Raw genomic sequence first — 24,203 nt, forward strand, 5'->3', positions numbered from 1 at the left:
CAGCCTCGCAAAGCAGAAGCAACGGCGCCTATAACAACGCTGAAAATCACCATGACGCCCGCATTGTCTTCAGCAGATGCCCCGTCGGCGACATCAGACCGCCGATCGGCAGCGAGCATACGACCGGCGTCGCCGATGCGCGCTGGCCGTTCAGCAATCCTGCAACACCACATTGGCGGCATTGCGCCCCGGCGCGCCGCTGACGCCACCGCCGGGATGGGCGCCGGCGCCGCACAGATACAGGCCGGGCAGCGGCGTGCGGTAGTCGCCCCAACCCGGCACCGGCCGGAAGCCGAACAGCTGATGCAGCGACATCGCGCCATGAAAGATGTTGCCGCCGGTCAGCGCGAAGCGCCGCTCCAGTTCCAGCGGCGACAGAATCTGCCGGTGCAGGATCGCATCGCGAAAGTTCGGGGCATAGGCGCCGATCGCGTCGATGCAGCGATCGGCGAACGATTCGGCGCGTGCATCCCAATCGTCGCCGGCCAGCTTGTACGGCGCGTACTGCACGAACAGCTGCGCGATGTGATGGCCGGCCGGCGCCAAGGTCGTATCGACCGAGGTCGGCAAGGTCATTTCGATCACCGGCTGACGCGACGGCTGACCGCGACGCGCATCCTCGTAGGCGCGCTCGATGTAATCGAGCGTCGGGCTGATATGAATCGTGCCGCGATGCTGCGGACCCGCCTCGGTGCCGGGGCAGCAACGGAAATCCGGCAGCTCGGACAGTGCCAGATTGATCTTCATCACCGCGCTCGAGTAGTCGATACGCGCCGCGGCATCGCGGAACGCCGTCGGCAGCGCGTCCGCCGCCAGCAGTTGCAGGAAGGTCACGGCCGGCGTCGCGTTGGAGATGATGCACTTCGCAGCCAGGCGCTCGCCGGACGCCAGTTGCACGGCGCGGGCACGGCCGCCGTCGGTGTCGATATGCGCCACCGGCGCATCGACACGGATCGTCGCGCCAGCCGCCTCGGCGCTGCGACGCAGCGCCTGCGTCAGTGCGCCCATGCCGCCTTCGACATAGCCCCAGACGCCGCGTGCACCGCCGGCCACGCCCATGACGTGATGCAGCAGCACATAGCCGGTGCCGGCCGCCGACGGCGGCGACATCGCGCCGATGATGGCGTCGGTCGCCAGCGTCGCCTTCAGCGCGTCGGACTCGAACCAGCGATCGAGGATCGGCGTTGCCGGACCGGTCAGCAGTTCGAGCGCAGTCGGCAAGTCGTCGCCGAGCGCCTTCAGTGCGCGATGAAAGCGCAGCGCGCGGCGGAAGTTGCGCAGCTTGTCGACGATGCCGCGCGTGCGGATTTCCGACGGCAGCGGCAGCAGCTCCGGCGGAATGTCCTCCAACGCCGGCTCCAGCGCCTCGGCGATGCGTGTCAGCCAGGCTTCGTAGCGCGGATAGGCCTGCGCGTCACGTGCCGAGAACTTGGCGATCTCTCGCCGGTTCAACTCGGCATCCGGCCCCATCAGCAGATAGCCGCCACCCGCGGTACCGCCATCTGGCAGCGGCGTGAACGATGACGGACTGCGCGGCAGCACCTTGTAGCCGTGGCGCGACAGTTCGAGATCGCGCTCGATGTCCGGCAACAACAGCGAGATCAGGTACGAGGCGGTCGATGCGCGATAGCCAGGCGCGATCTCCTCGCTGACCGCCGCGCCGCCGACGATGCCGCGCCGTTCGAGCACCAGCACCTTGCGCCCGGCACGCGCCAGATACGCGGCGCAGACCAGGCCGTTGTGGCCGGCGCCGACAATGATGCAATCCCAGGCGCCGCTCATGGTGCGCTGCCCGCGGGACGCAGGGTTTCGGTCGGCAGCGGCAGGCGACCGATCGCCGGCGCCGTGAGGCTGCCGAAGTACAGCGTCGGCCCGTAGGCGATGACGCTGGTGATCGGCGCATACGGCGGCGGCGCCTGCGGGTCGGATGGATCACCGGCGTACTGGAAGTTGTGCACCAGCGTGCCATCGGCGTCGAACGCCACGACCCCGCTGTGTGCGACGGCCTTGGGCAGCAGAAACGACGGCAAGCGGTAGGCCAGCTTGCGCAGCCACGGGTAAGACGCCATCGCGTCGAGCGTGGCGTCGCGCGGCGCGTACAGCGCAATCCAGACGTGGCCGGCAGTATCGACACTGAGATTGTCCGGAAAACCCGGCAGACGGTCGACAAAGATCTCTTGCTGACCGGCGTGTTCGCCGCGCAGCCAGTAGCGCCAGACCCGGTACTCGTTGGTTTCCGACACGTAGAGGCAGGCGCCGTCGCAGCCGAAGGCGATGCCGTTGGCAAAGTGCAAACCGGACATCAGTGTCCGCGTTTGGCCGCTGGCCGGGTCGTAGCGCAGCACGCGGCCGCTGTCGCCGTGCTCGAGGATGTCGGCCATCAGCCGATCCGGCCCGAAACGCGCCGAAGCGTCCGTGAAATACACGTCCGGATCGGCATCCGACTGCGCGACGTCGTCGGGGAAGCGGAACGGGATACCGTCAGCCGCCGTACTGAGCACGCGAACCTGGCCGTCGGTGCCGATCTGCAGCAAGCCGCGACGCGCGTCGGCGACAAACAAACCCTTGCTGCCGACGCTGATGCCGAGCGGACGGCCACCGGTCTTCGCCAGCAGCTCGCCGTGGCGGCCGTCGCCATCGAAGCGCATCACGCGGCCGTCGTCGTAACCGGCATAGATCCGCCCCTGGGCGTCGAGCGCGATGCCTTCCGGCCCGTCGCCGACGCCGACGGCGAGGCGCTCGATGCCGCGCAGCGCGTCGTTGTCCGGGTAGGCGTCGGCCGGCGGCGCCAGCCCCGGCGACCAGCGCTGCGGGGCGATCGGCACCGGCCACAGGGCCAGGTAGGCGATCAGCACGACGAGCAGCGCGAGGCAGATCCTGACGGTCTTCATATGGCGTCTCCCGCAGCGGGACCGCCATTCTTGCGGCTTTGGCCCATCCTTGGCCAGCGACCACCCGACTGTGGTCACAGGGCAATTACCCCGGCCGTCGTCACGCCGCTACAATGGGTCGATCCGGCCGTCTGGCGCCTGCCCCCAGCGCTGCACAGCCACGGAAGCGGACACGACGACGACAGGACGACGCATGCCGGCGACGGGGCCGGTCGCCGCGATCGCCCTGCGACACATCCCGACCGCGCCCGCTGGGCCGCGGCGATGGGTTGCCGACCGTGCAGACGCTTCCGCCAGATTCCAATAATCAAGGAGTGGCGATGTCTCTCAAGAATCCGGTCGAAATGCTGGTGCAGTGGGCCAAGGAACAGCCGAACCGCGGCTGGCTCTACCAGCCTGTCGACGGCGTCTGGAAGAAGTACACCTTCGCCGAATGCGAAGCGCAGGTCCGCGGCATGGCCACGGCGCTGCGCAAACTGGGCCTGCCGCCGGGTTCGAGCGTCGCCATTTCCGGCCGCAACACCGCGCACTGGGTGCTCGCCGACCTGGCGATCGCGATGGCCGGCTACGTCAGCGTCGGCCTCTACCCGAAGCAGTCGCGCGACGCAGTCAAGTTCATCCTCGAGCACTCCGAGACCAAGGCCATCTTCATCGGCCCGATGCCGGACGCCGACGACTTCATGAGCGCAGTGCCGGAAGGCGTGATCAAGATCGGCTTCCCGTTCCCGGACGTGAAGGGCTGCGAGCATCAGTGGGATGACCTGGTACGCGCGTCCGAGCCGTTTGCCGGCTACCAGGCGCCGCCGACCGACGAGATCTACACGCTGATCTACACCTCCGGCACCACCGGCAATCCGAAGGGCGTGATCATCACCATCGGCAACATGCTGTTCGCTGCCGAAGGCATGATGAAGGCGATGCCGGGCGTCGGCACCGAGCGCTTCTTCTCGTATCTGCCGCTGGCACATGCCTTCGAGCGCGGCGCCGTCGAACTCGGCTCCATCTACTACGGCGCCGAGGTGTTCTTCCTCGAAAGCATCGAAAAGCTCGCGCAGCAGCTGCCGGAAATCGCGCCGACGCGCTTCTTCGGCGTACCGCTGGTTTACGGCCGCTTCCAGGCCGGCATCCTGCAGAAGCTGCCGCAGAAGAAGCTCGACAGACTGCTGAAGATTCCGCTGGTCTCGTCGCTGATCAAGAAGAAGATCAAGACCGGCCTGGGCCTGCAGAACGCGCGCTACATCTTTGCCGGCGCGGCGCCGATGCCAGTTCCGCTGATGCTTTGGCTCGACAAGATCGGCATCACGGTCCTGCAGGGTTACGGCATGACCGAAAACAACATCTACGCGACAGCGAATCTGCCGGGCGCGAATCGCTGGGGTTCGGCGGGCCGGGCGCAGCCCGGTGCCGACATGCGCATCGGCGAAGACGGCGAGATCCAGTTCAAGCACCCGGCCGTCACGCGGGGCTACTACAAGGACGCTGAGAAGACCGCCGAGCTGTTCACGGCCGACGGCTGGTTGCGCACCGGCGACAAGGGTCGCATCGACGAGGACGGCTACCTCTACATCACCGGCCGCACCAAGGACATCTTCAAGACGCAGAAGGGCAAGTACGTCGCCCCGGCGCCGATCGAAGGCGCGCTGTCGCGCTGCACGGACATCGACCAGCTGTGCTTCGTCGGCTCCAACCTCAAGCAGCCGATCATGATGATCACGCTCAGCGAGGACGCGCTGAAGAAGCCGCACGCCGAAGTCGAAGCCAACCTGCTGGCCGAGATGAACGCCGTCAACGCCGAACTCGAAGACCACGAGCGCATCGCCAAGATCATCGTCTGCAAGGAACCGTGGACGATCGACAACCACCTGATGACGCCGACCATGAAGGTCAAGCGCAACGAAGTCGAAAAGCGCTACACCGCGATCATCGACGCCCACGCCCCCAACGTAAAAGAAAAAATCGTCTGGGAGTGAGCCCGGGCTTTCGAGGAGTGCCGGTGGCACTCCTCGCCGGGCGAACCGGTGGGGTTGGGGCCCCACCGCGGGAGCCGGGCGCGACGGTTCACGGTGCGAGCCCTGGGCGCTGTCTCATGGCGAGGGTCGCGGCTTGCGCCGCTCCTACTGCAAGGAGCCCTGTTCCGTTTGTAGGAGCGGCGCAAGCCGCGACCCTCGCGCTCAGTCCCTGCCCAGCCACCCGCGCCAGCCGAACCACGCCAGCGGCAGCAGCATGCTCACCAACAGCACGCCCAGCGCAAGCGGATAGCCCCAGGCCCATTTCAGCTCGGGCATGTGCGCGAAGTTCATGCCCCAGATACCGGCCAGTATCACCGGCGGGATCGTCACCACCGACGCCACGGTCAACAGCTTCATCACCGCGTTCTGCGCGGTATTGATGAAGCCGAGAATCGCGTCGAGCAGGAATTGCAGCTTCTCGGTGAGCTGATCGTCGAATTCCTCCAGCGTCTTCAGGTCGCTGGCAATGACCTTCAGGCGTGAGCGCGCGGCCTTCGTCAGAAAGCTCGGTGCGCGATTCTCGACAAAGCCCAACGTCCGCGCGAAGCCGAGCAATGACGGCCGGAAGCGCGCCAGGCGTCCTTCCAGGCGCCCGACGCACAGCATCAGATCCTGCAGGTCCGACGTGCGCAGTCGGGCGTCGACGAAGACGGCATCCGACAGCTGCGCGACATCGCCGGCAATCTTCTGCATCTCGCCCGCCACTTCGTTGATCGACGTTTCCAGCAGCAGCGCGAAAACCGAGACGGGGGTGGTCTCGCGGCTGTGCTGCCACTGTGTAGCTGCGGCGTCGATCGCGCGCGACGGTGCGTAGCGCAGGCTGATCAGGAAGCGCTCATCGAGCGCCAGCCCCAGCGGCGTGTCGGGACCACCATCGTCAGCCGCCATCGCCACCTGCATGTGCAGGGTGCGCTCGTCATCGCGGTTGCGCTGCGCCAGGCCCAGTGCGCTGACGGCCTCTCGCGACGGCATCGCGAAACCGCTCATACGTTCGATGCGCCGAATTTCCTCGGGCGTCGGATTGCAAAGGTCGAACCAGACGCCGTCCACCGGCAGCTCGCGCTCCGGCGTCCAGACAACGGGAGATTCATGATCCGCAAGATGGATGGTCAGCATTCGGGTCCCCGGCATACGCGACACACCGCGCCAGCATCGGTATCCCGCATCGCGGCACAATGCCGGCTGAACGACGAATCACTGAATGGAAAGCCCGATGAGCATCGAGATTCGCAGCGCCGAGGTCACCGACGCCGCGGCCGTCGCGCGCTTGTCCGGCATGTTCGGCTACGCGCCCGACGTCGCTGCCCATTCCGAGCGCCTGGTCCGCCTGTTGTCACGTGCCGACCATGCCGTTTGGGTGGCCGAAGCCGAGGGCCGGATCGCCGGCTGGCTGCACGCCTGCCAGCAGCTGGCACTCGAGAGTGGCGGCTTTGCCGAAATCCTCGGCCTGGTCGTCGACGAGCAACTGCGCAGCCATGGCATCGGTGCCGCGTTGTTGCGCACCGCCGAGCAATGGGCCGGCACGCAGGGCCAGCGCAGCATCCGCGTGCGCTCCAACACCGCGCGCGAACGCGCCCATCAGTTCTATCTGCGCGAGGGCTACGTTGCGACCAAACGCCAGCAGGTTTTCAGCAAGACCCTGTAGGCGTGCCGGCCGTCAATCCGGCAGCTTGCGGAACGCAATCGCGAACCGGTTCCAGGCGTTGCTCGACCCGCGGCAATACGCGGCACGCCCCACTGTCGGCCTGATGCGCGGCGGCGCCGATCCGCACTGGACTTTGGTCACCGGCAACGGCGAGCGGCTGCGTGTCACGCACCGGCCAGGCCTGCTGTACACGGACTTGCGCGTGCTGTTCGAAGCCGCGCTCGGCGGCATCGACATCGCGCTGCTGCCGCTGCGCATCGTCTGGCCGGCGCTGGAGCAAGGCACGCTGATACGTCGCATCGCGCTGGACGACCGACGATCCGGCATTCACATGCCCCATGCGCAGCGCCGCGAAACGCGGCCGTCGGTCCGGGCGCTGATCGAATTTCTGGCGGCGTAGGTGCCGAACGCACTGACCGGCGGCGAAGTGCCGCCGCCTTGAACGGCGACAGCCGTCAGGCGAAGACGATGGTCTTGTTGCCGTCGACGATGACGCGGTCCTCGACGTGCCAGCGCACCGCGCGCGCCAGCACCTGGCGTTCGAGGTCGCGGCCGAGACGACGCAGGTCCGGCACTTCGTGGCGATGCGAGACGCGGCCGGTGTCCTGATCGATGATCGGACCCTGGTCGAGATCCGAGGTCACGTAGTGCGCCGTGGCGCCGATCAGCTTGACGCCGCGTGTGTACGCCTGCTGGTAGGGGTCGGCGCCGACGAAGGCCGGCAGGAAGCTGTGATGGATGTTGATGATGCGCTGCGGGTAGTGCGCGACGAATCCGGCCGTGAGAATACGCATGTAGCGCGCCAGCACGATGAAGTCGGTACGACCGTCGAGCACGGCCAGCATGCGCGCCTCGGCCTCGGCATGCGTGGCCGCATCGATCGGCACATGCTCGAACGGCACGCCGAAGCGCTCGACCTCGCCGCGCAGATCGTCGTGATTGGAAATGACCACCGGGATGTCGACGCGCAGCTCGCCGCGCTGCCAACGCCACAGCAACTCGAACAGCGCGTGATCGTGCTTGGAGACGAGGATGGCCATGCGCGGCTTGTCGGCCGCATAGCTGATGCGCCAATCCATCGTGAAGCGGCTGGCGACCTGCTCGCGAAACGCCGTCTCCAGCACCGCGCGCGGCACGTCCAGGTGCGGCGTCTGAAATTCCAGGCGCAGGAAGAAACGACCGCCTTCCGGATCGGTCGAATGCTGATCGAGCTCGGTGATGTTGACGCCGTGCTCGCAGAGGAACGTGGTCACGGCGGCGACGATGCCCGGCTGGTCCGGACAGGTGATCAGCAGACGGGCAGTCGTTTCGGGTTCGGTGGTCATGGCGCGCGCAGCAAAGGACGCCGGTTTATACAGAAACGCCAACTAAAGGAAAACCACCAGACGCCGACTCAGGCCGGGCCTTGAACCGCAGATTCCACAGATGCCGCGGCCCACGCTCGACAGCACTTTTCTGCGAAATCCGTGAAATCTGCGGTTAAACAGGCTTCTACGCGTTGACCATGGCCTTGAGTTTGGCGGCCTCGGTGGGGAACCACGGGCCGTTGGCCTTCAGCGTCTCGGCAACCACGCGGCGCGCGTCGCTGTCGCGGTGCAGGGCCTGCAACGCCTTGACGCGCAACTCGGCGACCAGCAGACGGTTGGCGCCGTAAGCGAGCTGCGCCGCCTGTTCGAGATGCGGCAGCGCCTCATCGGCCTTGCCACGTTCGAGCAGGCTCTTGCCCCAGCGCTCGGGGTACACATAGTCGTCCGGCCAGGCGGCGACCAGCTGCGGCATCAGCGCGTCGTAGGCGCTGTAGTCGCCGGTCAGCGACGCCAGCTGATCGCGGTAGACGCGCAGGTTGTCGTCGAGGTTGCGGTCCTTTTTGAAGTCGCCGCCGATGTCCTTTTCGACGTCGGCGATGGCGCGTTCGAGCAATGCCTCCTGCGCATCCTTTTCACCCAGTGCGCCGTCGATGTCGAACAGTGCGAACACCGCCGAGCGCTTGTCGGCGCAAGGCTGTTCGCCGAACACGCCCTGCTCGACGAGCTGCTGCGCCGCCGGCTGCTGCTCGCCGATCAGCGTCTTGGCGTCGGGCTGCGCCTCGACGATCGGCATGTAGCGATCGAGCTCGTACGGACGCTCGCAACCCAGATCGCCCGCCAGGACCGTCTTGCCGAAGGCCAGCGCGGTCTTCTTGTCGTCGGCCTTGACCGCTTGTAGGAAGTGCAGGCGCGCCATCCACAGCGCCGCCTGTGTGTCGTTCTGCAGCGCCTTGCGCGCGTCGTCCGGCAGGCCGGCAAACCACTGCAGGCCGCCGTCCGCGTCATAGCGCGCGTGATAGGACTTCAGCACGCTGCGGCCGGCAACGACCGAGGCTTGCGAACCGTCCTTGACCTTGTCGCGCTCGGCCTGCAGCGTCTGGCCGCTGTCGATGATCTTGTTGATCTGCGGATAGAACTCGGCGCGCGTCTTTTCACCGAGGATGCGGCCCAGCTCCTGACCGTCCGCGCGCAATACCAGGTAGCTGGGCAAAAACTTGATGCCGTACTGTTTCTGCAGCGACGCGCCGTCGGGCGAGTCGGCGTCGACTTCGACGACCACCGCTTTCTTCTCGACCGCGTCCCATTGCGGGCCGGTGAGGATATTGGTCGCCATGAAGTAGCAGGAGTAGCACCACGGCGCGTGGAAATCGACGATCAGCGGCAGTTGCTGCGCCTTGGCCTTGGCGCGCGCTTCATCGAACGACATCTCGGGCTTGACCGAGGGGGTGTCGGCGGCCGGCGTCGCGGCCGTTGGCGCGGCCGCAGCAGGCGTGGTCTCCGGCTTGCGATTGCAGCCGGCCAGCGCCATCGCCGCGACGGCGGCGACAGCGATCAAACGAAACGAGGTAGTCATCACGGATCCAGCGGCGGAAGTGTGGGAACGTCCTTCGGAGGCTGGGAATAGTACGCGATGCGGGCGACGTAGGGCTTGTTCGTGGCGGGATTTGGAATATTGGACACGCCTTCATATTCCAGAAGCTTCTTCGTTTCGGGGTCGTAAGTGACTACCAGCGGATCGACGAACCAGCGCAGCAACGAGTCCGGCTCGACGCGAAAGCGCACTGCCGGCTTGCCCTCGAACGTGGTGTCGCCGATGCGCTTGGCGCGGAAGCGATAGCTCGCCAGGTTGCCGGCGACGCCGAACGTGAACGTAAAGGTCTTGTGCGCCATCAGCGTCGCGAAGTTGGCGACCAACAGCGCGTGAAAGCCGGAATCCGCGCACATCGGCTGCGCGTGCTCGATGGTCTTTTTCTTCAACGGATCGTCGCGCGTGCTGCGCTTCTCCATCGCGATCCCGTCCTTGCTGACCGACGTGATGGCCTCGTGATAGCCGTCGGTCTTCATATCGAAGTCGTAGACCGGCACGTAAGGGTCTTGGTCGAACTTCAGCGTCTTGTCGCCGATCAGCGTGCCATCCGGCGCGTAGTAGCGGATCGTGCCACCGAGCCAATGTCCATGGTCGACCTGCTCGTGATGAACCTCGGTGTACAGATAGCGGCCGCTTTTGAGGTCATAGGCATAGCCGTAGAACTTCAGGGTCTCGGCCCAGGCCGCGCTGCTGCAGATCAGTAGCAGCGCGGCACCGGCGGCGGCGGCCAGCCGCGTCATGCCGACCGCTCCGCGCGGCGCGTGAAGCGGTAATGCGCCACGCCCCACTCCTCACCGCCGGCATAGCCGAACAGCTCGGCGACGGCCATGTAGAACATGCGCCAGCGTTGGAACCAGACCTTGGCATCGGCGTCGCCATAGCCTTTGCGGAACACGTCGAGGATTTCATCCTGCATCGCGTCCATACCGGCCAGCCACTGGTTGGCGGTCCGCTCGTAATGCCGGCCGTTCACCCACCACTGTTCCTCCAGTTTCAGGTCGTCCTGGAAATGCGCGAACAAGTGCTCGCTGGGCATGGTGCCGCCGGTGAAGAAGTAGCGCGTCATCCAGTCGCTGTCGCCCTCGTCCTCGAAGTGGTAGGCCAGCAGTTTGTGCGCGAAGACGTGGACGAAGAGCTGACCGTCCGGCTTCAGCCAGCGCGAGACCTTGGCGAACAGAAGGCCGTAATTCTTCATGTGTTCGAACATCTCGATCGACAGGATGCGGTCGAAGCCTGTCCTGAGCCCCGTCGAAGGGCCTGTACTGAGCTCGGTCGAAGGGCCGTCGCGCAGCTGCGCCTCGGGGATTTCGACGTCGACGATGTTGCCGGTGACGATCTGCAGGTTGTCGAGTCCGCGCTCGCGCGCCTGGGCGAGGATGTATTCGCGCTGGCCATGCGAGTTCGACAGGCCGACGACCGGTGAGTTCGGATAGCGCTCGGCCAGCCACAGCGACAGCGATCCCCAGCCGCAGCCGAGATCGAGCATGCGCTGGCCGTCGACCAGCCCCGCGCGCATCGCGTACAGGCGGAACATCTGCTCCTCGGCTTCGTCCAGCGCCTCGTCGCCGTTCGGATAGAAGCAGCACGAATACTTCAGCCGCGGACCGAGATGCAGATGAAAGAACTCGGCCGGCACCTCGTAGTGCTGATCGTTGGCAGCGCCGGTTTCGATGGCGATCGGGCTCGCGCGCAGTTCGGCAAGAAACCTGGCGAAGCGCTGCGCGCGCTTTTCGCCGTTGGTCGCCGCCTCGTCAACCAGGCGCCGCGCAATCAGCTTGCGCATGCCGGCACGCGCCACGTTGTCGGGAATCCAGCCTCGTTCACACCAGTCGATGACGCTCATGGGTTTGGACATGCTCTTGCTAATCGGAACGGGAAGTCGGTTTGGGTGGCCACGGCACCAATGCGCTGGTGGTCCGCACGTATTCGGCATAACCGGGCTTGCGGCGCATCATCTCGGCCTCCAGCAGCGGCATACCGGACAACCGCGTCAGCAGCCAGGCCATGACCAGCGGCGCGATCAAGCTGGTCCATCCGAACGGCGCGCCGAGCGCGAGCGGCACATAGGCGAGCCAGTGCACACACTCGAAGAAGTAATTCGGATGTCGCGACCATTTCCACAGGCCGCGCCGGCAAACCTGGCCACGATTCGCCGGGTCGGCGCGAAACGCCTCCATCTGCCGGTCGGCGATGCCTTCGCCGAGTACCGCGATCAGCCAGATGACGACCGCTGCCACGCAGGCGCCGGTGGCCGGCATCGTGTCGCGAAACGACAGCGCCAGAAACGCCGACGCCGACAGGATCAGCGTGAACAGATTCTGGAACTGGAAGAACCAGAACATGTTGAAGTTGGCGCGTGCACCCCAGTCGTCGCGGAATTTCTTGTAGCGAAAGTCTTCCGGCTTGCCGGCGTTGCGACGCCAGATGTGCGTGCCGAGGCGCAGCCCCCAGAGGCCGCCCATGACCCCGGCCAGGATCCGCAGCGCCGGCGGCGCGTCACCGGCCAGGGCATAGACCACCGCCAGGCCGCCGAGCGTCCACGACCAGATGGCATCGACGACCCCGGCGTTGCCGCTGCGCCACTGCAGCAGCCAGGCGATCGCCTTGGCGACGATCACGATCAACACGGTCAGCAAAAAGGCTTCGAGCATTGGCATCTTGCGCGTCTATACGGGCGAATCGCCGTTGCGGATGCCGATCGACGCTAGCGCCGCCGGCTGAACCTGCGATGTCGCATCAGCACGCGCCCTCGCCGATCGCACCGAGCAGCGCACGGCTGCTGCCGGCCAACGCCTCGCGCCACGGCAGGCCGACGATCTCGCGGCCGGTCACGCTGTCGGCGAAGGGCAGCCGCTCGCCGTCGCCGATCACGTAGCGGTAGTCCATCGTCACTTCGCAGCCGGCCGGCAGATCGGCGAGCGCGAAGATGAAGCCCAGGTGCCACAGCGCGGTCGGCGTGTAGCTGTGATTGACGTAGCACTCGTCGCTCCATTCCGGCGTCAACGAGAAGTGGTCCTCGAACCAGCGCACGCTGGACTCCACCTCGATCGAATCCGGCGCATAGGTCCGCAGGCGCGCTTCCGGCCAGACCGTGTGCACCCGGTCCGGCGCGACGATCACGGCGCCGCGGGCGACCGGCTCGTCGAGATAGAGGCCCTTGCCGGCCAGGGGGATCGACGACACATCGACGCGGTAGCAGGGAACGATCACGGCAGTGGCGAGCAGACCCGAAGGCGGGCGCGCCAGCTTAGAGCTTTCAACCGGCCGCCGACAGAGCGGAAGCGCCCCCAGCCGATCGCGCCTCAGCCCAGCAGCGTGCGACGGAAACCGTCGAGTGTGCGCTGCCAGGCCAGCGTTGCCGCCGCCTCGTCGTAGCGTGGCGTCGTGTCGTTGTTGAAGCCGTGCTGCACGCCGGGATAGACGTAGGCCTCGTAGCGCACGCCGACCGCCTTCAGCGCCGCCTCGTACGGCGGCCAGGTGGCGCCGACGCGATGATCTTCGCCGGCGAAGTGCAGCATCAGCTCGGCGCGAATGTTCGGCACCAGATCGGCCGGCGGTGCGACGCCGTAGAACGGCACGGCAATCTTCAGCTCCGGCAGCCGCGTCGCCAGCAGGTTGGCAACCCCGCCGCCGTAGCAGAAGCCGACGACACCGAGCCGGCCGTTGCCATCAGGCCGCGCCTGCAGCCAGCGCGCGGCGGCAACGAAATCTTCGTGCGTGCGCGCCTGGTCGAGCTTGGGGAACAGCGCCCGCGCGGCGTCCTCGTCACCCGGATAGCCGCCGAGCGGGTACAGCGCGTCCGGCGCGTAGGCGATATAACCGTCGACCGCCAGACGCCGCGCGATGTCCTCGATATGCGGGTTCAGGCCGCGGTTTTCGTGCACCACCAGCACCAGCGGTGCCGGCGCGGTGGCGGCGGCCGGCCGCACCAGATAGCCGCGCACGCGGCCATAGCCGTCGGGCGAGTCGATGACGACGTAGCGGCCGTCGATACGGCGGTCGTCCGGGCGAATCTGCTGCGCGTACACGAAGCGCGGGCTCAGCGCCTCCAGCAAAGCCAGCGCGGTGACCCCGGCGGTCGCGTAGCGTGCCGCGCCGCGCAGGAAACCGCGCCGGTCGATGAGACCGTGCACGTACTGGTCGAACAGCTGCAACACCTCGGGCGCGAAATCGCTGGCGCGCTGCATCGGACGCTCGTCACTCATGCCGTTCTCCGTCGTTGGCGAAGCCTGGAGCTTCCGTTCTACAGCACGCCGGCCGACTTCAGAAGTGCTTGCGCAGCTCGATCCAGACCGTGCGCGGCCGCCCGACATAGGCGCCCTTGGGACCGGTGAAGCCGGACGTCGCGTAATAGCGGTCGAAGATATTCTCGACGCGCAGCATGGCCTCGGCGCCACCGGGCAGCGATTGCGTGGCGCTGGCGTCGGCAATCGTGAAGCCCTTGAGATGATCGCCATCGCGGTCGAGCTGGCTCGACACGTATTGCAGGCCGGCGGCCAGCGCCGTGCCAGTCGGCGCGATCTGGTAGCGCGTCCACAGGCCGGCCTGCTGGTGTGGTGCGTTCGGGAAGCGGTCGCCGACCGAATGGTCGATGGATTGTCCGTCGACACTGCCGGTGATGCGCGCGTCGTTGTAGGCGTAGTTGCCGGTCAACACCCAGTTCTGCGTGAGATCGGCAGTGACGCTGGCCTCGATGCCCTTGCTGGTCACCTCGCCGATCGGCGCGAGCTGATCGACACCGTCGACCGGGTCCTTGGAATCGTCGACCTGCAGGGTGTTCTTGCGCACGATGCGATAGACCGCCAGCGTGCTCTGGATGCGGCCGTCGAGCAGGTCGGTCTTGATGCCGCCTTCGACCTGCGAGCCGGTCTGCGGCTTGAACGGGCCGCCGGCGGTCGTCGATTGATCATCGACGTCCTGCGGCTCGAAGGTATCCGACCAGCTGACGTACAAGGACATGTCGCTGCGCGGTTTGACGATCAGGCCGAAACGCTTGGTGGTCGCGTCGTCGTCGTAGCTCGATTGCGTCTCGCGGTCGCGATCGTCGAACCAGTCGTGGCGCAGACCGGCGACGACGATCACATGCGCACCGAGCCCGAGCTGCTCCTGCGCGTAGACGCCGTAGCGCAGCGCCCGCGCATCGGCCAGTGTCGGCGTCAGCGCGTCCAGATCGTAATCGGCAATCGAGGTCTGCCCGTACTGCGGATCGGACAGCGACAGCGACGGTACGTCATTGGTCGACTTGAGCTGGCTGTCCGAGTTCTCGCGATACCAGTCGGCGCCGGCCAGTACCGTGTGATGAATGAAGTCGTCGCCGCCGAAGCGGCCGATCAGATTGCTGCCGCCGGAGATGCCGGTGACGTGCCGGCGCTGCCAGCGGAACTGCCGCGTCACCGCGTCATCGACGCCGTCGTCGTCGGTATCGACGAGCTTGAGCGGCTCGTGGTACTCCTGAAACTCGTGGTAATCGAACCAGCGCGCCGACGCATTGAACGACCACGCGTCACTGAGCTGGCTGTCGAGTCGCGCCTGCGTGACGAGACCGTTGTAGCGGATGAAGTCGAACTTCTCGTTGACGTTCCAGCTGCGCTTGGCGAGGAAGTGGCCGTTCTCGTCGACCGGAATACCGCGCAGGCGATTGCCCGGCAGATCCTGGTGATAGTCGGTGACCTGCAGGACGAGCTTGGTCTGCGGAGCCAGGCGAAAACCGAGGCCGCCGTCGCCGATCCAGGTCTTGCTTTGCGCGTTGTGCCGGAAGCTGTCGTAGTGCTCGTAGAACACACCGGCGCGACCGGTGATCGCACGATCCGCGGTCAACGGACCGGTGACGTCGCCGGACGCGCCGTAGCGATCATAGTCACCGCCGATCGCGCGCAGATTGGCGGCGAACTGATCGCTGGGCTTCTTCGTCACATAGTTGACGGCACCGCCCGGTGCGCCGGGACCATACAGCATGCCGGCCGGTCCTTTGAGAAATTCGACGCGCTGAATCGTGAACAGCTGCGGCACCGAGAACGTCTGGAACGGATCACCGCGCAAGCCGTCGTAGTAGTTCACGTCCTGGCTGAAACCGCGCATCGTCACCGTCGCGTAGTTGTTGGCGCTGATGCCCGGCACCTGCCGGTACAGATCGGTGATGTCGCGCGCGCCCTGATCCTGGATCAACTGCGCATTGACGATCTGCACCGCCTGCGGCACGTCCAGCGGTGCGGCTGGCACCTTGCCGACATCGGTCTGGTCGACGCGATAAAGCTTTTGCGCACGCTGCGTGACGACGATCTCGGCGATGCCGTCGTCGCGCACTGCGTCGCCGTCTGGCGCGGCATCCGCGGCCCAGGCCGATGCGGCGAAAGTGGAACCGGCCAACAACACGAAAATCGAAGGGCGCAACATGAAAATCCTTGGGGGGACGGATCGAATGAGGAGAACGCGTCAGTAGACGTCGCGGCGGTAGGCACCCTGTTCGATCAGCGTGTCGACGCGCGTGTCGCCGAGCGCCGCGCGCAGTTCGCGATCGACGGCTGCGGCCATGCCTTCGAGGCTGCCGCAGACCAGGAACACCGCGCCGCGATCGGCCCAGCGACGTAATTCGTCGGCGGCGTCGCGCAGCAGGTCTTGCACGTAGCGGCCGCAACCGGCGTCGCGCGAATACGCACGGTCGAGCCGCGCCAAGGTGCCGTCGGCACGCCAGGCCTGCAGCTCGTCGTCGAAGTACGCGTCGAACGCCGCATTGCGTTCGCCGAACAGCAGCCAATGACCCCCACGCCCTGCGGCGGCGTGCGCTTGCAGGTGCGCCCGCAGGCCGGCCATGCCGGTGCCGTTGCCGATCAACACCAGCGGCGCTTCGCCCGGCGTGTGCCGGAAGCCCGGATTGGCGCGCAGGCGCAGCGCCAGTTCGCCGCCTTCCGGCAGGCCGGCCGTCAGCCAGCCGGAGCCGAGTCCCAGGCTGCCGTCGTCGCGGCGCACCTGACGCACCAGCAGCTCCAGGCGACCGTCGGCGGCGATCGAGGCGATCGAGTACTCGCGCACCGGCAGGCGGCTTGCCACATCCGCGCCGGACAGCGGCACATCGAGCACCGCCGCCGCTCCGCCATCCTGCGCCTCGACGGCGAGCGCGGCGGGCGCCATCGCCGGCCATGTCGTCGCAGGGCGAGGCGCGACTTCGGCGATGTCGCCGGCCTGCCAGTGCGGCGCGCCGTCGATCGCCTCGAACGCGAGCCGGTAGGTGGGCAGCCCGATGCCGCCCGCATTCAGGCAGCGGCGCTCGATCAGCCGCCATCGCGTGAACGCCGGCGCCACGGTAACGCCGATGTCGGCGGCGCCGCACGCCAGCAAGGCCTCGCGCCACGCGGCCAGCGCGGTCGCCTCGTCACCGTCGGCTTCGATCGTCGCAAACAGCGGCCTCGCACCGGCAGCCAGCAGCCAGCGCTCGACGGCGCGCCCGAAGGCACAGAACTGCGGATATTCACGATCGCCGAGCGCCAGCACACCGAAATGCAACTGCGTCAGCGCCGGGCTCAGGCGCATGGTCGTGCGCGCAAAACGCCGCGCCAGATCCGGCGGCTCGCCGTCGCCGTAGGTGCTGACGACGAACAGCGCCTGGCGGGCCTGACCCAGCAGCTCGGCGTCGAGCTTGGCCAGCGGCAGCACCGCGACGCTAGCGCCGGCCGCCGCGCAGGCCTGCGCCGCCTGCCGCGCGTAGCGCTCGGCACCGCCGGTCTGGCTGGCGTAGGCGATCAGCCAGTCGGCCGTCGCCGCATCCGCGGGTTGGACCGGGGTGCTGAGCGGAGTCATTGACACCGTGGCGCGGCGTCGACGGCGACGCAGATAAAGCAGCAGGCCGGTGATCGTGAACATCGGCATCGTCAAGGCCGCGAGGCCCATGACGATCTGCCCCGGCAGACCGAAAAACTGACCGCGGTGAATGGGCAGGATGTTGCCGACAATGACCGCACCGAGCGGCCGGTCCGCGTATCGGTCCAGCGACACCAGTGTGCCGTTGCGCGCCTCGATCTCGTAGCGATCCGTCATGCGCGAATAGCGCGCGCCACGCGGCAAGCGCTCGATGCGCAAGCGGCCTTGCTGCGGCGCGGTGAACAGCGTCGCCTGTCCGTAGTCGGGACCGACGCTGGCGACGAAGGTCCGCCATGCCGAATCGAGCGGCACCACCGCCGCGGGCGCGCGCTCGCCGCGCGGTCCGTGCGCCTCGCGTCGCGCCGGCGCCTCACCGGTCAGCATCCGCGTGACACCGGCGCGATACCACTCGTAAGACCACCAGAGGCCGGTCAGCGCGAATACCAGATAGACCAACGCCACCCAGGTGCCGATCACGATGTGCAGCGAACGATAGAGGTTGTGCCCGGTCCGACGCAGATCGAGCGCCAGCCAGGCTCGCCAGTTCAGCGGCTGGCGCGGCCAGCGCAGGTACAGACCGGACAGCACGAAGAAGATCAGCGACAGCGCGGCGATGCCGGTGATCTGCCGACCGTAGCCGTTCGGGCCGTCCGGCAGCGCCAGCCAGCGGTGCACACGGCGAACGAACGAAAAGAATGCGCTGCCGCGCTCGGGGCCGAGCACCTCGCCGCTGTACGGATTGACGTAGACCAGCTGACGCTCGCCGCGCGCGCCCGGCGCCGACAGGCGGGCCTGCGCAGCAGCGGCCGGGTCGGAGTGCAGCACCAGACGGTCGACCTGCTGTCCTGGCGCCTGCGCCTCGAGCCGCGCACGTAGTGCGTCCGGGCTCAGCGCTGGCGCGCCCGGCGCTTCGACACGGGCGCGATCATGGCTCAGTGCCGCCATGATCTCGTCCTCGAAGCTCATGAGGCCGCCGGTCAGGCCCATCACGGCAAGCACCAGGCCGGCGCTGATGCCGAGCAGCCAGTGCAGCTGAAAAAGAAGACGTCGCGTCACAAGGCGGATCCGGATCGAAGACCGGATCGTCGCCGCGGGTGGCCCGCAGCATCCGGCAGAGCGCCGGAGTATAAATTAAATGATAATCGTTTTTATTACGATCGGGTCATGCGCATGACGCCACGCCGACTCAATGCCGCGTTTCGTTGGACGGCTGGCTATTGGCCGGCACGAACAGCTTGCGTGCGTCGTCGGCGCTGAACGAGTACTCGCGACCGCAGAACTCGCAGGTCACGTCGAACTTGCCGTGCTCCTGCAGGTGCTCCTCGATCTCCGCTTCGCCGAGCGAGCGCAGCATCGCGCCGATGCCGTCGCGCGAGCAGCGGCAGGCCAGTTGCACCGGCTGCGGATCGAAGACGCGCACATCGTCCTCGTGGAACAGGCGGCGCAGCAGGGTCAGGCCGGGCGTTTCGGCCAGTTCGGCTTCCTGCAGCGTGTTGAACAGGACGCTGACGTGCTGCCAGTGGTCCTCGCTGCTGTTCTTTTCACCCAGCGGCAGGCGCTGCAGCATCATGCCGCGGATGTGCTGGCCGTCGTAGGCCAGGCGCAGCAGCGTCGGCAACTGCTCGGACTGGGCGAAGTAGAACTCCAGCGCCTCGGCGAGGTGCTGGCCTTCGATGCCGACGATGGCCTGATAGTTCTGACCGCCGCGCTCCGGCTCCAGCAGCAGGCCGAGCTGGCCGCCCTGCAGCAAGGCCGCGAAATCGCCATGCGCGTCGTCGCCGGCCTTGGCCATGCCGCGCACGCGCATGCCGACGTCGGCCGCCATCGTGCTGTGTTCGACCTGCGCGACCAGCAGCTGCACTGGCCCGTGGCTGTGTTGGAACTGCAGGCTGATGCGGCCTTCGAGCTTGGTGTGCGACGCCAACAGCGGCATCGCCGCCACCGTCTGCGCCAGCAGCTTGCGCACGTCGGCCGGATACGGGCGCGAGCCGAGCATGGTGTCGACGCCTGATTCGTACTCGACGATAGCGCCACGCACGCCCAGGTCGGGCAGCAGGAATTCGGTCAGTCGGTTGTTCATCATCGCCATATCAGGGCAAGCAAAAGCGTTTCAACCGCAGATTCCGCAGATTACGAGAAGGCCAAATCGATCGCATCCTTCTGTGTAATCTGCGAAATCTGCGGTCAGGCTTTTCGCAGTGACTAGCCCGACAACTTTTCCTTCAGCAAGCGATTGACCGCATCCGGATTGGCCTTGCCCTGCGTCGCCTTCATGACCTGGCCGACGAAGAAGCCGAACAGCTTGTCCTTGCCGCTGCGGAACTGTTCGAGCTGCGCCGGATTCTTGGCCATGATCTCGTCGATGACGGCGACGATCGCCGACTCGTCGGTGATCTGCACCAGGCCCTTGGCCTGGATGATGTCGTCGGCACTGCCTTCGCCGGCCATCATCGCCTCGAACACATCCTTGGCGATCTTGCCGGAGATGGTCTTGTCGGCGATGCGCGCGATCATGCCGGCCAGCTGTATGGCGTCGATCGGCGATTCGGCGATCGACTTGCCGGCCTTGTTGAGGCCGCCGAGCAGGTCGGTAATGACCCAGTTCGCGCACAGCTTGGCTTCGGCCTTGGACTCGCGGACGACCTGCTCGTAGTAGTCGGCCAGTGCCTGCTCGGAGGTCAGCACCCAGGCATCGTAGGCCGGCAACTGGTATTGCTCGATGAAGCGCGCCTTCTTGGCCTCCGGCAACTCCGGCATCGTCGCGCGGACGCGCTCGATGTCGGCGGCGGTAACGACCACCGGCAGCAGGTCCGGATCCGGGAAGTAGCGGTAGTCGTTGGCGTCTTCCTTGGTGCGCATCGAGCGCGTCTCGCCGGTGCCGGGATCGAACAGACGCGTTTCCTGGACGATCCTGCCGCCGGACTCGATGACGTCGATCTGCCGCTCGATTTCGAATTCGATGGCCTTTTCGACGTAGCGGAACGAGTTGACGTTCTTGGTCTCGGTGCGGGTGCCGAACTTGGTCTCGCCGCGCTTGCGCACCGAGACATTGGCGTCGCAGCGGAAGCTGCCTTCCTGCATGTTGCCGTCGCAAACGCCGAGATAGACGACCAGCTGGTGCAGCTTCTTCAGGTAAGCAACCGCCTCGGCCGCCGAGCGGATGTCCGGCTCGGAGACGATTTCGATCAGCGGCGTGCCGGCGCGGTTGAGGTCGATGCCGGACTGGCCGACATAGCCTTCGTGCAGCGACTTGCCGGCGTCCTCTTCCATGTGCGCGCGGGTGATGCCGATGCGCTTGACCTGCTTGCCGTCGGCGCCGTCGAGTTCGACGTCGAGGTGGCCTTCATAGACGATCGGCAGTTCGTACTGCGAGATCTGGTAGCCCTTCGGCAAGTCGGGATAGAAGTAGTGCTTGCGTGCGAACACGCAGCGCTCGGCGATCTTGGCGTCGATCGCCAGGCCGAACTTCACCGCGTATTCGAGCGCGGTCTTGTTGAGCACCGGCAGCACACCCGGCAAGCCCAGCGTGACGCCGTCGGCCTGCGTGTTGGGCGCAGCGCCGTAGGCGGTCGCGGCGCCGGAGAAAATCTTCGAATGGGTCAGCAACTGGCAATGGACTTCCAGTCCGATCACCACTTCCCAGGTTGTCGTGTCGTAAGCCATGTCGCTTTGCGTCGTAAGGGGTGAGGCGGGAGGCGGGAGGCGCGGGCAGTTACGCTGCGCGTCTCTTGCCTTACGCGAATGCTGCCGGGGTTTGACGGTGGAAGTCGGTCGCCTGCTGGAACTGGTGGGCGACGTTGAGCAGCTTCGCTTCGCTGAAGAAATTGCCCATCAATTGCAGACCGACCGGCAGACCGTCGACGAAGCCGCAATTGACCGACATCGCCGGAATGCCGGCGAGGTTGGCGGCGATGGTGTAGATGTCGTTGAGATACATCGCAACCGGGTCGTCGGCATTGGCGCCGAGGCGGAACGCGACGTCGGTCGCGGTCGGCCCGAGCAGCAGGTCGACGCCTTCGAACGCGCGCTTGAAGTCTTCGTAGATCAGCTTGCGGACCTTCTGCGCCTGCAGGTAGTACGCGTCGTAGTAGCCGTGGCTCAGCACATAGGTGCCGACCATGATGCGGCGCTGTACCTCGGCACCGAAACCCTCGCCGCGCGAGCGCTTGTAGAGCTGTTCCAGGGTCTTCACGCCGTCGGCGCGGTGGCCGTAGCGCACGCCGTCGAAGCGCGCCAGATTGGAGCTGGCCTCGGCCGGGGCGACGACGTAATAGGTCGGCACCGACAGCGGCGAGTTCGGCAGCGACACTTCGGAGATCACCGCGCCCAGGCCTTCGAGCGTCTTGACCGCGGCCATGACCTTGTCGCGCACGCCGTCGGCGAGGCCGTCAGCGAAGTATTCCTTGGGCAGGCCGATCTTCAGGCCTTTGATCGAATCGCCGAGGCCGGCGACCAGATCGTCGACCGGGCGCTCGATGCTGGTCGAGTCGAGCGGATCGAAGCCGGACATCGCCTGCAGCACATAGGCAGCATCTTCCGCGGTGCGGGCGACGACGCCGGCCTGATCGAGGCTGGACGCGAACGCGATCATGCCGAAGCGCGAGACGCGGCCGTAGGTCGGCTTGATGCCGGTCAGACCGGTCAGCGACGCGGGCTGACGGATGGAGCCGCCGGTATCGGTGGCGGTGGCGACCGGCGCCAGTCCGGCGGCAACCGCAGCGACCGAACCGCCGCTCGACCCGCCCGGCACGCGTTCCAGATCCCAGGGATTCTTGACCGCGCCGTAGTGGCTGGTCTCGTTCGACGAGCCCATCGCGAACTCGTCCATGTTGCACTTGCCGAGCATGACCATGCCGGCGTCGAGGTGCAGCTTCTGCACGATGGTCGCGTCGTACGGCGCGATGAAGCTGTCGAGCATCTTCGACGCACAGCTCGTGCGGACCCCGAGCGTGCAGAAAATATCCTTCTGCGCCAGCGGGATACCAGTCAGCAGGTGGGCGCCGTCGCGGGCCAGACGGGCATCGGCGGCGTCAGCCTGCTTGAGCGCGCGCTCGGCCGTGACCGTGATGTAGCTGTTGATCTGGCCGTCGTGCGCGTCGATGCGCTTGAGGAAGTGCTCGGTCAGCTCGCGCGACGAAAACTTCTTCGCGCGCAGACCGTCGGAAAGTTCTTTGATCGAAAGCGTGTGCATTTTTCGTGAGGAGTGAAGCGTGATAAGCGAGGCGTTACGGGGCGGCTGGGGCTTTGCGCCTCACGCCTCACCCCTCCCACCTCACGTCATTCGATGACCTTCGGGACGAGGTACAGGCCGTTGTCGACTTCCGGCGCGATGGCCTGGAAGGCTTCACGGCGGTCGGGTTCGCTGACGGCGTCCGGCCGCAGGCGCTGGTGCATGTCGAGCGGGTGCGCCATCGGCGTCACACCCTGGGTATTGGCGCCGGACAGCTGGTCGACCATCGCCAGGATGTTCGACAGCTTTTCGGCAATCGGACCGACCTGATCGTCGGCCAGTTCGAGGCGCGCCAGATGGGCGACCTGCTTGACGTTCTCGGGACTCAGACTCATCGCTTCGTGCAATTCGCGGCAGGGGTTTCGCGGCCTGCAGACTCCAGTGCCGATCGGGCATTTTTCCAGGGCCTTGCAGCGCCGCGAATCGTTTATGATGTGCGGATGCACAATTCTACTGGAATGTGAGAATGTGCACCGCCGCCAAGGCGCGGCGCATAACATTCCCGGAGCCTCAGGGCGCCGCGAATTACCGGGAAATTCAGAACTTACAGCATCACCATCAGGCCACCGAGAGATGTTCGAAGCCGTACGCCGTCTGTTTGTCAACGACCTGTCCATCGATCTGGGCACCGCCAACACCCTCGTCTACGCTCGTGACGAAGGCATCGTCCTCAATGAACCGTCGGTGGTTGCGATCCGTATGGACGCCCGCGGCGCGAAGAAGGTCGAAGCCGTCGGCATCGAGGCCAAGCAGATGCTGGGCCGCACGCCGACCAACATCACCACCGTGCGCCCGCTGCGCGACGGCGTGATCGCCGACTACACCGTCACGGAGAAGATGCTGCAGAACTTCATCCGCAAGGTGCAGAAGGGTCGCATGAGCCGGCCGATGACGCGCGTCGTGGTTTGCGTGCCTTACGGCTCGACGCAGGTCGAACGTCGCGCGATTCGCGAATCGGTCGAGAACGCCGGCGCGCGCAAGGTCTGGGTCATCGAAGAACCGATCGCCGCGGCACTGGGCGCCGGCATTCCGATCGGCGAGGCGCGCGGCTCGATGGTGGTCGACATCGGTGGCGGCACCTCGGAAGTGGCGGTGATCTCGCTCAACGGCATCGTCTACGCCGAGTCGGTGCGCATCGGTGGCGACAAGTTCGACGAAGCCATCGTCAGCTACGTGCGTCGCCAGTACAACATGCTGATCGGCGAAGCCACCGCCGAACGCATCAAGATCCAGATCGGCACCGCGTTCCCGGGCCACGAGGTCCAGGAAATCGACGTGGTCGGCCGCCATCTGGCCGCCGGCGTGCCGCGCAACTTCACGATGAACTCCAACGAGATTCTCGACGCGTTGCAGGAGCCGCTGTCGGGCATCATCAAGGCCGTCAAGCAGGCCCTCGAACGCACGCCGCCGGAACTCGGCAGCGACGTCGCCGAGCGTGGCATCGTGCTGACCGGCGGTGGCGCCCTGCTGCGCGACCTCGACAAGCTGATCTCCGAGGAAACCGGTCTGCCGGTCATCATTGCTGACGACCCGCTGACTTGCGTCGCACGCGGCGGCGGCATGGTGCTCGACATGCTCGACCGTCAGTCGGACTTCTACAGCCTCGACTGAGGGTCACCTGGTCGCGGCTTGCGCCGCTCCTACGCGAAACCTGTAGGAGCGGCGCAAGCCGCGACCGC

20 protein-coding genes are annotated in these 24,203 nt (G+C 66.4%); 4 read left to right on the forward strand and 16 right to left on the reverse strand.

Annotated elements, in window-relative coordinates:
* Positions 1 to 150: 150 nt before the first annotated feature.
* Positions 151 to 1,782: a phytoene desaturase family protein gene (locus G7Y82_RS16120; RefSeq protein ID WP_168149168.1), complete on the reverse strand. Its 1,632-nt coding sequence runs from the start codon at positions 1,780 to 1,782 to the stop codon at positions 151 to 153.
* Positions 1,779 to 2,891 (reverse strand): SMP-30/gluconolactonase/LRE family protein, encoded by a 1,113-nt coding sequence (locus tag G7Y82_RS16125; RefSeq protein WP_168149169.1) that lies wholly within the window; start codon positions 2,889 to 2,891, stop codon positions 1,779 to 1,781. The genes G7Y82_RS16120 and G7Y82_RS16125 overlap by 4 nt, the downstream gene beginning before the upstream one ends.
* 320 nt (positions 2,892 to 3,211) lie before the next feature.
* On the opposite strand from G7Y82_RS16125, the gene G7Y82_RS16130 reads away from it, so the two are divergent.
* Complete coding sequence (locus G7Y82_RS16130) at positions 3,212 to 4,861, forward strand: AMP-binding protein (RefSeq protein ID WP_168149170.1); 1,650 nt, start codon at positions 3,212 to 3,214, stop codon at positions 4,859 to 4,861.
* Between the two features lie 201 nt (positions 4,862 to 5,062).
* On the opposite strand, the gene G7Y82_RS16135 is transcribed toward G7Y82_RS16130, so the two are convergent.
* Positions 5,063 to 6,016, reverse strand: a complete 954-nt coding sequence (locus G7Y82_RS16135) for a CorA family divalent cation transporter (protein ID WP_168149171.1) — start codon at positions 6,014 to 6,016, stop codon at positions 5,063 to 5,065.
* A gap of 97 nt (positions 6,017 to 6,113) precedes the next feature.
* On the opposite strand from G7Y82_RS16135, the gene G7Y82_RS16140 reads away from it, so the two are divergent.
* Positions 6,114 to 6,545, forward strand: coding sequence for a GNAT family N-acetyltransferase (locus G7Y82_RS16140; protein WP_168149172.1), 432 nt, complete (start codon positions 6,114 to 6,116; stop codon positions 6,543 to 6,545).
* Positions 6,546 to 6,570: 25 nt separating this feature from the next.
* Positions 6,571 to 6,945: a LysR substrate-binding domain-containing protein gene (locus tag G7Y82_RS16145; RefSeq protein WP_168149173.1), complete on the forward strand. Its 375-nt coding sequence runs from the start codon at positions 6,571 to 6,573 to the stop codon at positions 6,943 to 6,945.
* A gap of 55 nt (positions 6,946 to 7,000) precedes the next feature.
* On the opposite strand, the gene purU is transcribed toward G7Y82_RS16145, so the two are convergent.
* The 13 genes from purU to gatC form a co-directional block, all read right to left on the reverse strand.
* Positions 7,001 to 7,870, reverse strand: coding sequence for a formyltetrahydrofolate deformylase (gene purU, locus G7Y82_RS16150; RefSeq protein WP_168149174.1), 870 nt, complete (start codon positions 7,868 to 7,870; stop codon positions 7,001 to 7,003).
* Between the two features lie 166 nt (positions 7,871 to 8,036).
* A complete protein-coding gene (locus G7Y82_RS16155) occupies positions 8,037 to 9,425 on the reverse strand; it encodes a thioredoxin family protein (protein ID WP_168149175.1) in 1,389 nt (462 codons plus the stop codon).
* Positions 9,425 to 10,180 (reverse strand): hypothetical protein, encoded by a 756-nt coding sequence (locus tag G7Y82_RS16160; protein ID WP_168149176.1) that lies wholly within the window; start codon positions 10,178 to 10,180, stop codon positions 9,425 to 9,427. The genes G7Y82_RS16155 and G7Y82_RS16160 overlap by 1 nt, the downstream gene beginning before the upstream one ends.
* Positions 10,177 to 11,295 carry an SAM-dependent methyltransferase gene (locus G7Y82_RS16165; RefSeq protein WP_240954358.1) on the reverse strand — a complete coding sequence of 373 codons (1,119 nt, stop codon included), beginning with the start codon at positions 11,293 to 11,295 and terminating at the stop codon, positions 10,177 to 10,179. Before G7Y82_RS16165 ends, G7Y82_RS16160 begins: the two co-directional genes overlap by 4 nt.
* Positions 11,296 to 11,302: 7 nt before the next feature.
* Positions 11,303 to 12,091, reverse strand: a complete 789-nt coding sequence (locus G7Y82_RS16170) for a DUF1295 domain-containing protein (RefSeq protein WP_240954359.1) — start codon at positions 12,089 to 12,091, stop codon at positions 11,303 to 11,305.
* 85 nt (positions 12,092 to 12,176) lie between these two features.
* Positions 12,177 to 12,650: an SET domain-containing protein gene (locus G7Y82_RS16175; RefSeq protein ID WP_168149178.1), complete on the reverse strand. Its 474-nt coding sequence runs from the start codon at positions 12,648 to 12,650 to the stop codon at positions 12,177 to 12,179.
* Positions 12,651 to 12,742: 92 nt separating this feature from the next.
* On the reverse strand, positions 12,743 to 13,645 hold the full coding sequence (locus G7Y82_RS16180) for a dienelactone hydrolase family protein (RefSeq protein ID WP_168149179.1): 903 nt from the start codon (positions 13,643 to 13,645) through the stop codon (positions 12,743 to 12,745).
* Between the two features lie 58 nt (positions 13,646 to 13,703).
* Positions 13,704 to 15,833 (reverse strand): TonB-dependent siderophore receptor, encoded by a 2,130-nt coding sequence (locus tag G7Y82_RS16185; protein ID WP_168149180.1) that lies wholly within the window; start codon positions 15,831 to 15,833, stop codon positions 13,704 to 13,706.
* Between the two features lie 39 nt (positions 15,834 to 15,872).
* The gene (locus tag G7Y82_RS16190) at positions 15,873 to 18,350 is read right to left on the reverse strand and encodes a PepSY domain-containing protein (RefSeq protein ID WP_168149181.1); all 2,478 of its coding nucleotides are present in this window, start codon (positions 18,348 to 18,350) and stop codon (positions 15,873 to 15,875) included.
* 130 nt (positions 18,351 to 18,480) lie between these two features.
* On the reverse strand, positions 18,481 to 19,377 hold the full coding sequence (hslO, locus tag G7Y82_RS16195; protein ID WP_168149182.1) for an Hsp33 family molecular chaperone HslO: 897 nt from the start codon (positions 19,375 to 19,377) through the stop codon (positions 18,481 to 18,483).
* Between the two features lie 119 nt (positions 19,378 to 19,496).
* Positions 19,497 to 20,957, reverse strand: coding sequence for an Asp-tRNA(Asn)/Glu-tRNA(Gln) amidotransferase subunit GatB (gene gatB / locus G7Y82_RS16200; RefSeq protein ID WP_168149183.1), 1,461 nt, complete (start codon positions 20,955 to 20,957; stop codon positions 19,497 to 19,499).
* Positions 20,958 to 21,027: 70 nt separating this feature from the next.
* Positions 21,028 to 22,485, reverse strand: coding sequence for an Asp-tRNA(Asn)/Glu-tRNA(Gln) amidotransferase subunit GatA (gatA, locus tag G7Y82_RS16205; protein ID WP_168149184.1), 1,458 nt, complete (start codon positions 22,483 to 22,485; stop codon positions 21,028 to 21,030).
* 86 nt (positions 22,486 to 22,571) lie between these two features.
* Entirely contained in the window at positions 22,572 to 22,859 is a 288-nt protein-coding gene (gene gatC, locus G7Y82_RS16210) for an Asp-tRNA(Asn)/Glu-tRNA(Gln) amidotransferase subunit GatC (protein ID WP_168149185.1), read from the reverse strand.
* 238 nt (positions 22,860 to 23,097) lie between these two features.
* Between gatC and G7Y82_RS16215 the strand changes: the two genes are divergently transcribed.
* On the forward strand, positions 23,098 to 24,135 hold the full coding sequence (locus tag G7Y82_RS16215) for a rod shape-determining protein (protein WP_168149186.1): 1,038 nt from the start codon (positions 23,098 to 23,100) through the stop codon (positions 24,133 to 24,135).
* Positions 24,136 to 24,203: the final 68 nt, after the last annotated feature.

The sequence above is a fragment of the Solimonas marina genome, from assembly GCF_012241385.1.
GTDB classification, from domain to species: Bacteria; Pseudomonadota; Gammaproteobacteria; order Nevskiales; family Nevskiaceae; genus Solimonas; species Solimonas marina.

What these genes read in the sequence shown, in the direction of transcription:
- G7Y82_RS16120 (WP_168149168.1), bottom strand. Translation starts at nt 1,782, where the DNA reads ATGAGCGGCGCCTGGGATTGCATCATTGTCGGCGCCGGCCACAACGGC.
- G7Y82_RS16125 (WP_168149169.1), bottom strand. Translation starts at nt 2,891, where the DNA reads ATGAAGACCGTCAGGATCTGCCTCGCGCTGCTCGTCGTGCTGATCGCC.
- G7Y82_RS16130 (WP_168149170.1), top strand. Translation starts at nt 3,212, where the DNA reads ATGTCTCTCAAGAATCCGGTCGAAATGCTGGTGCAGTGGGCCAAGGAA.
- G7Y82_RS16135 (WP_168149171.1), bottom strand. Translation starts at nt 6,016, where the DNA reads ATGCTGACCATCCATCTTGCGGATCATGAATCTCCCGTTGTCTGGACG.
- G7Y82_RS16140 (WP_168149172.1), top strand. Translation starts at nt 6,114, where the DNA reads ATGAGCATCGAGATTCGCAGCGCCGAGGTCACCGACGCCGCGGCCGTC.
- purU (WP_168149174.1), bottom strand. Translation starts at nt 7,870, where the DNA reads ATGACCACCGAACCCGAAACGACTGCCCGTCTGCTGATCACCTGTCCG.
- G7Y82_RS16155 (WP_168149175.1), bottom strand. Translation starts at nt 9,425, where the DNA reads ATGACTACCTCGTTTCGTTTGATCGCTGTCGCCGCCGTCGCGGCGATG.
- G7Y82_RS16160 (WP_168149176.1), bottom strand. Translation starts at nt 10,180, where the DNA reads ATGACGCGGCTGGCCGCCGCCGCCGGTGCCGCGCTGCTACTGATCTGC.
- G7Y82_RS16165 (WP_240954358.1), bottom strand. Translation starts at nt 11,295, where the DNA reads ATGTCCAAACCCATGAGCGTCATCGACTGGTGTGAACGAGGCTGGATT.
- G7Y82_RS16170 (WP_240954359.1), bottom strand. Translation starts at nt 12,091, where the DNA reads ATGCTCGAAGCCTTTTTGCTGACCGTGTTGATCGTGATCGTCGCCAAG.
- G7Y82_RS16180 (WP_168149179.1), bottom strand. Translation starts at nt 13,645, where the DNA reads ATGAGTGACGAGCGTCCGATGCAGCGCGCCAGCGATTTCGCGCCCGAG.
- G7Y82_RS16185 (WP_168149180.1), bottom strand. Translation starts at nt 15,833, where the DNA reads ATGTTGCGCCCTTCGATTTTCGTGTTGTTGGCCGGTTCCACTTTCGCC.
- hslO (WP_168149182.1), bottom strand. Translation starts at nt 19,377, where the DNA reads ATGATGAACAACCGACTGACCGAATTCCTGCTGCCCGACCTGGGCGTG.
- gatB (WP_168149183.1), bottom strand. Translation starts at nt 20,957, where the DNA reads ATGGCTTACGACACGACAACCTGGGAAGTGGTGATCGGACTGGAAGTC.
- gatA (WP_168149184.1), bottom strand. Translation starts at nt 22,485, where the DNA reads ATGCACACGCTTTCGATCAAAGAACTTTCCGACGGTCTGCGCGCGAAG.
- gatC (WP_168149185.1), bottom strand. Translation starts at nt 22,859, where the DNA reads ATGAGTCTGAGTCCCGAGAACGTCAAGCAGGTCGCCCATCTGGCGCGC.
- G7Y82_RS16215 (WP_168149186.1), top strand. Translation starts at nt 23,098, where the DNA reads ATGTTCGAAGCCGTACGCCGTCTGTTTGTCAACGACCTGTCCATCGAT.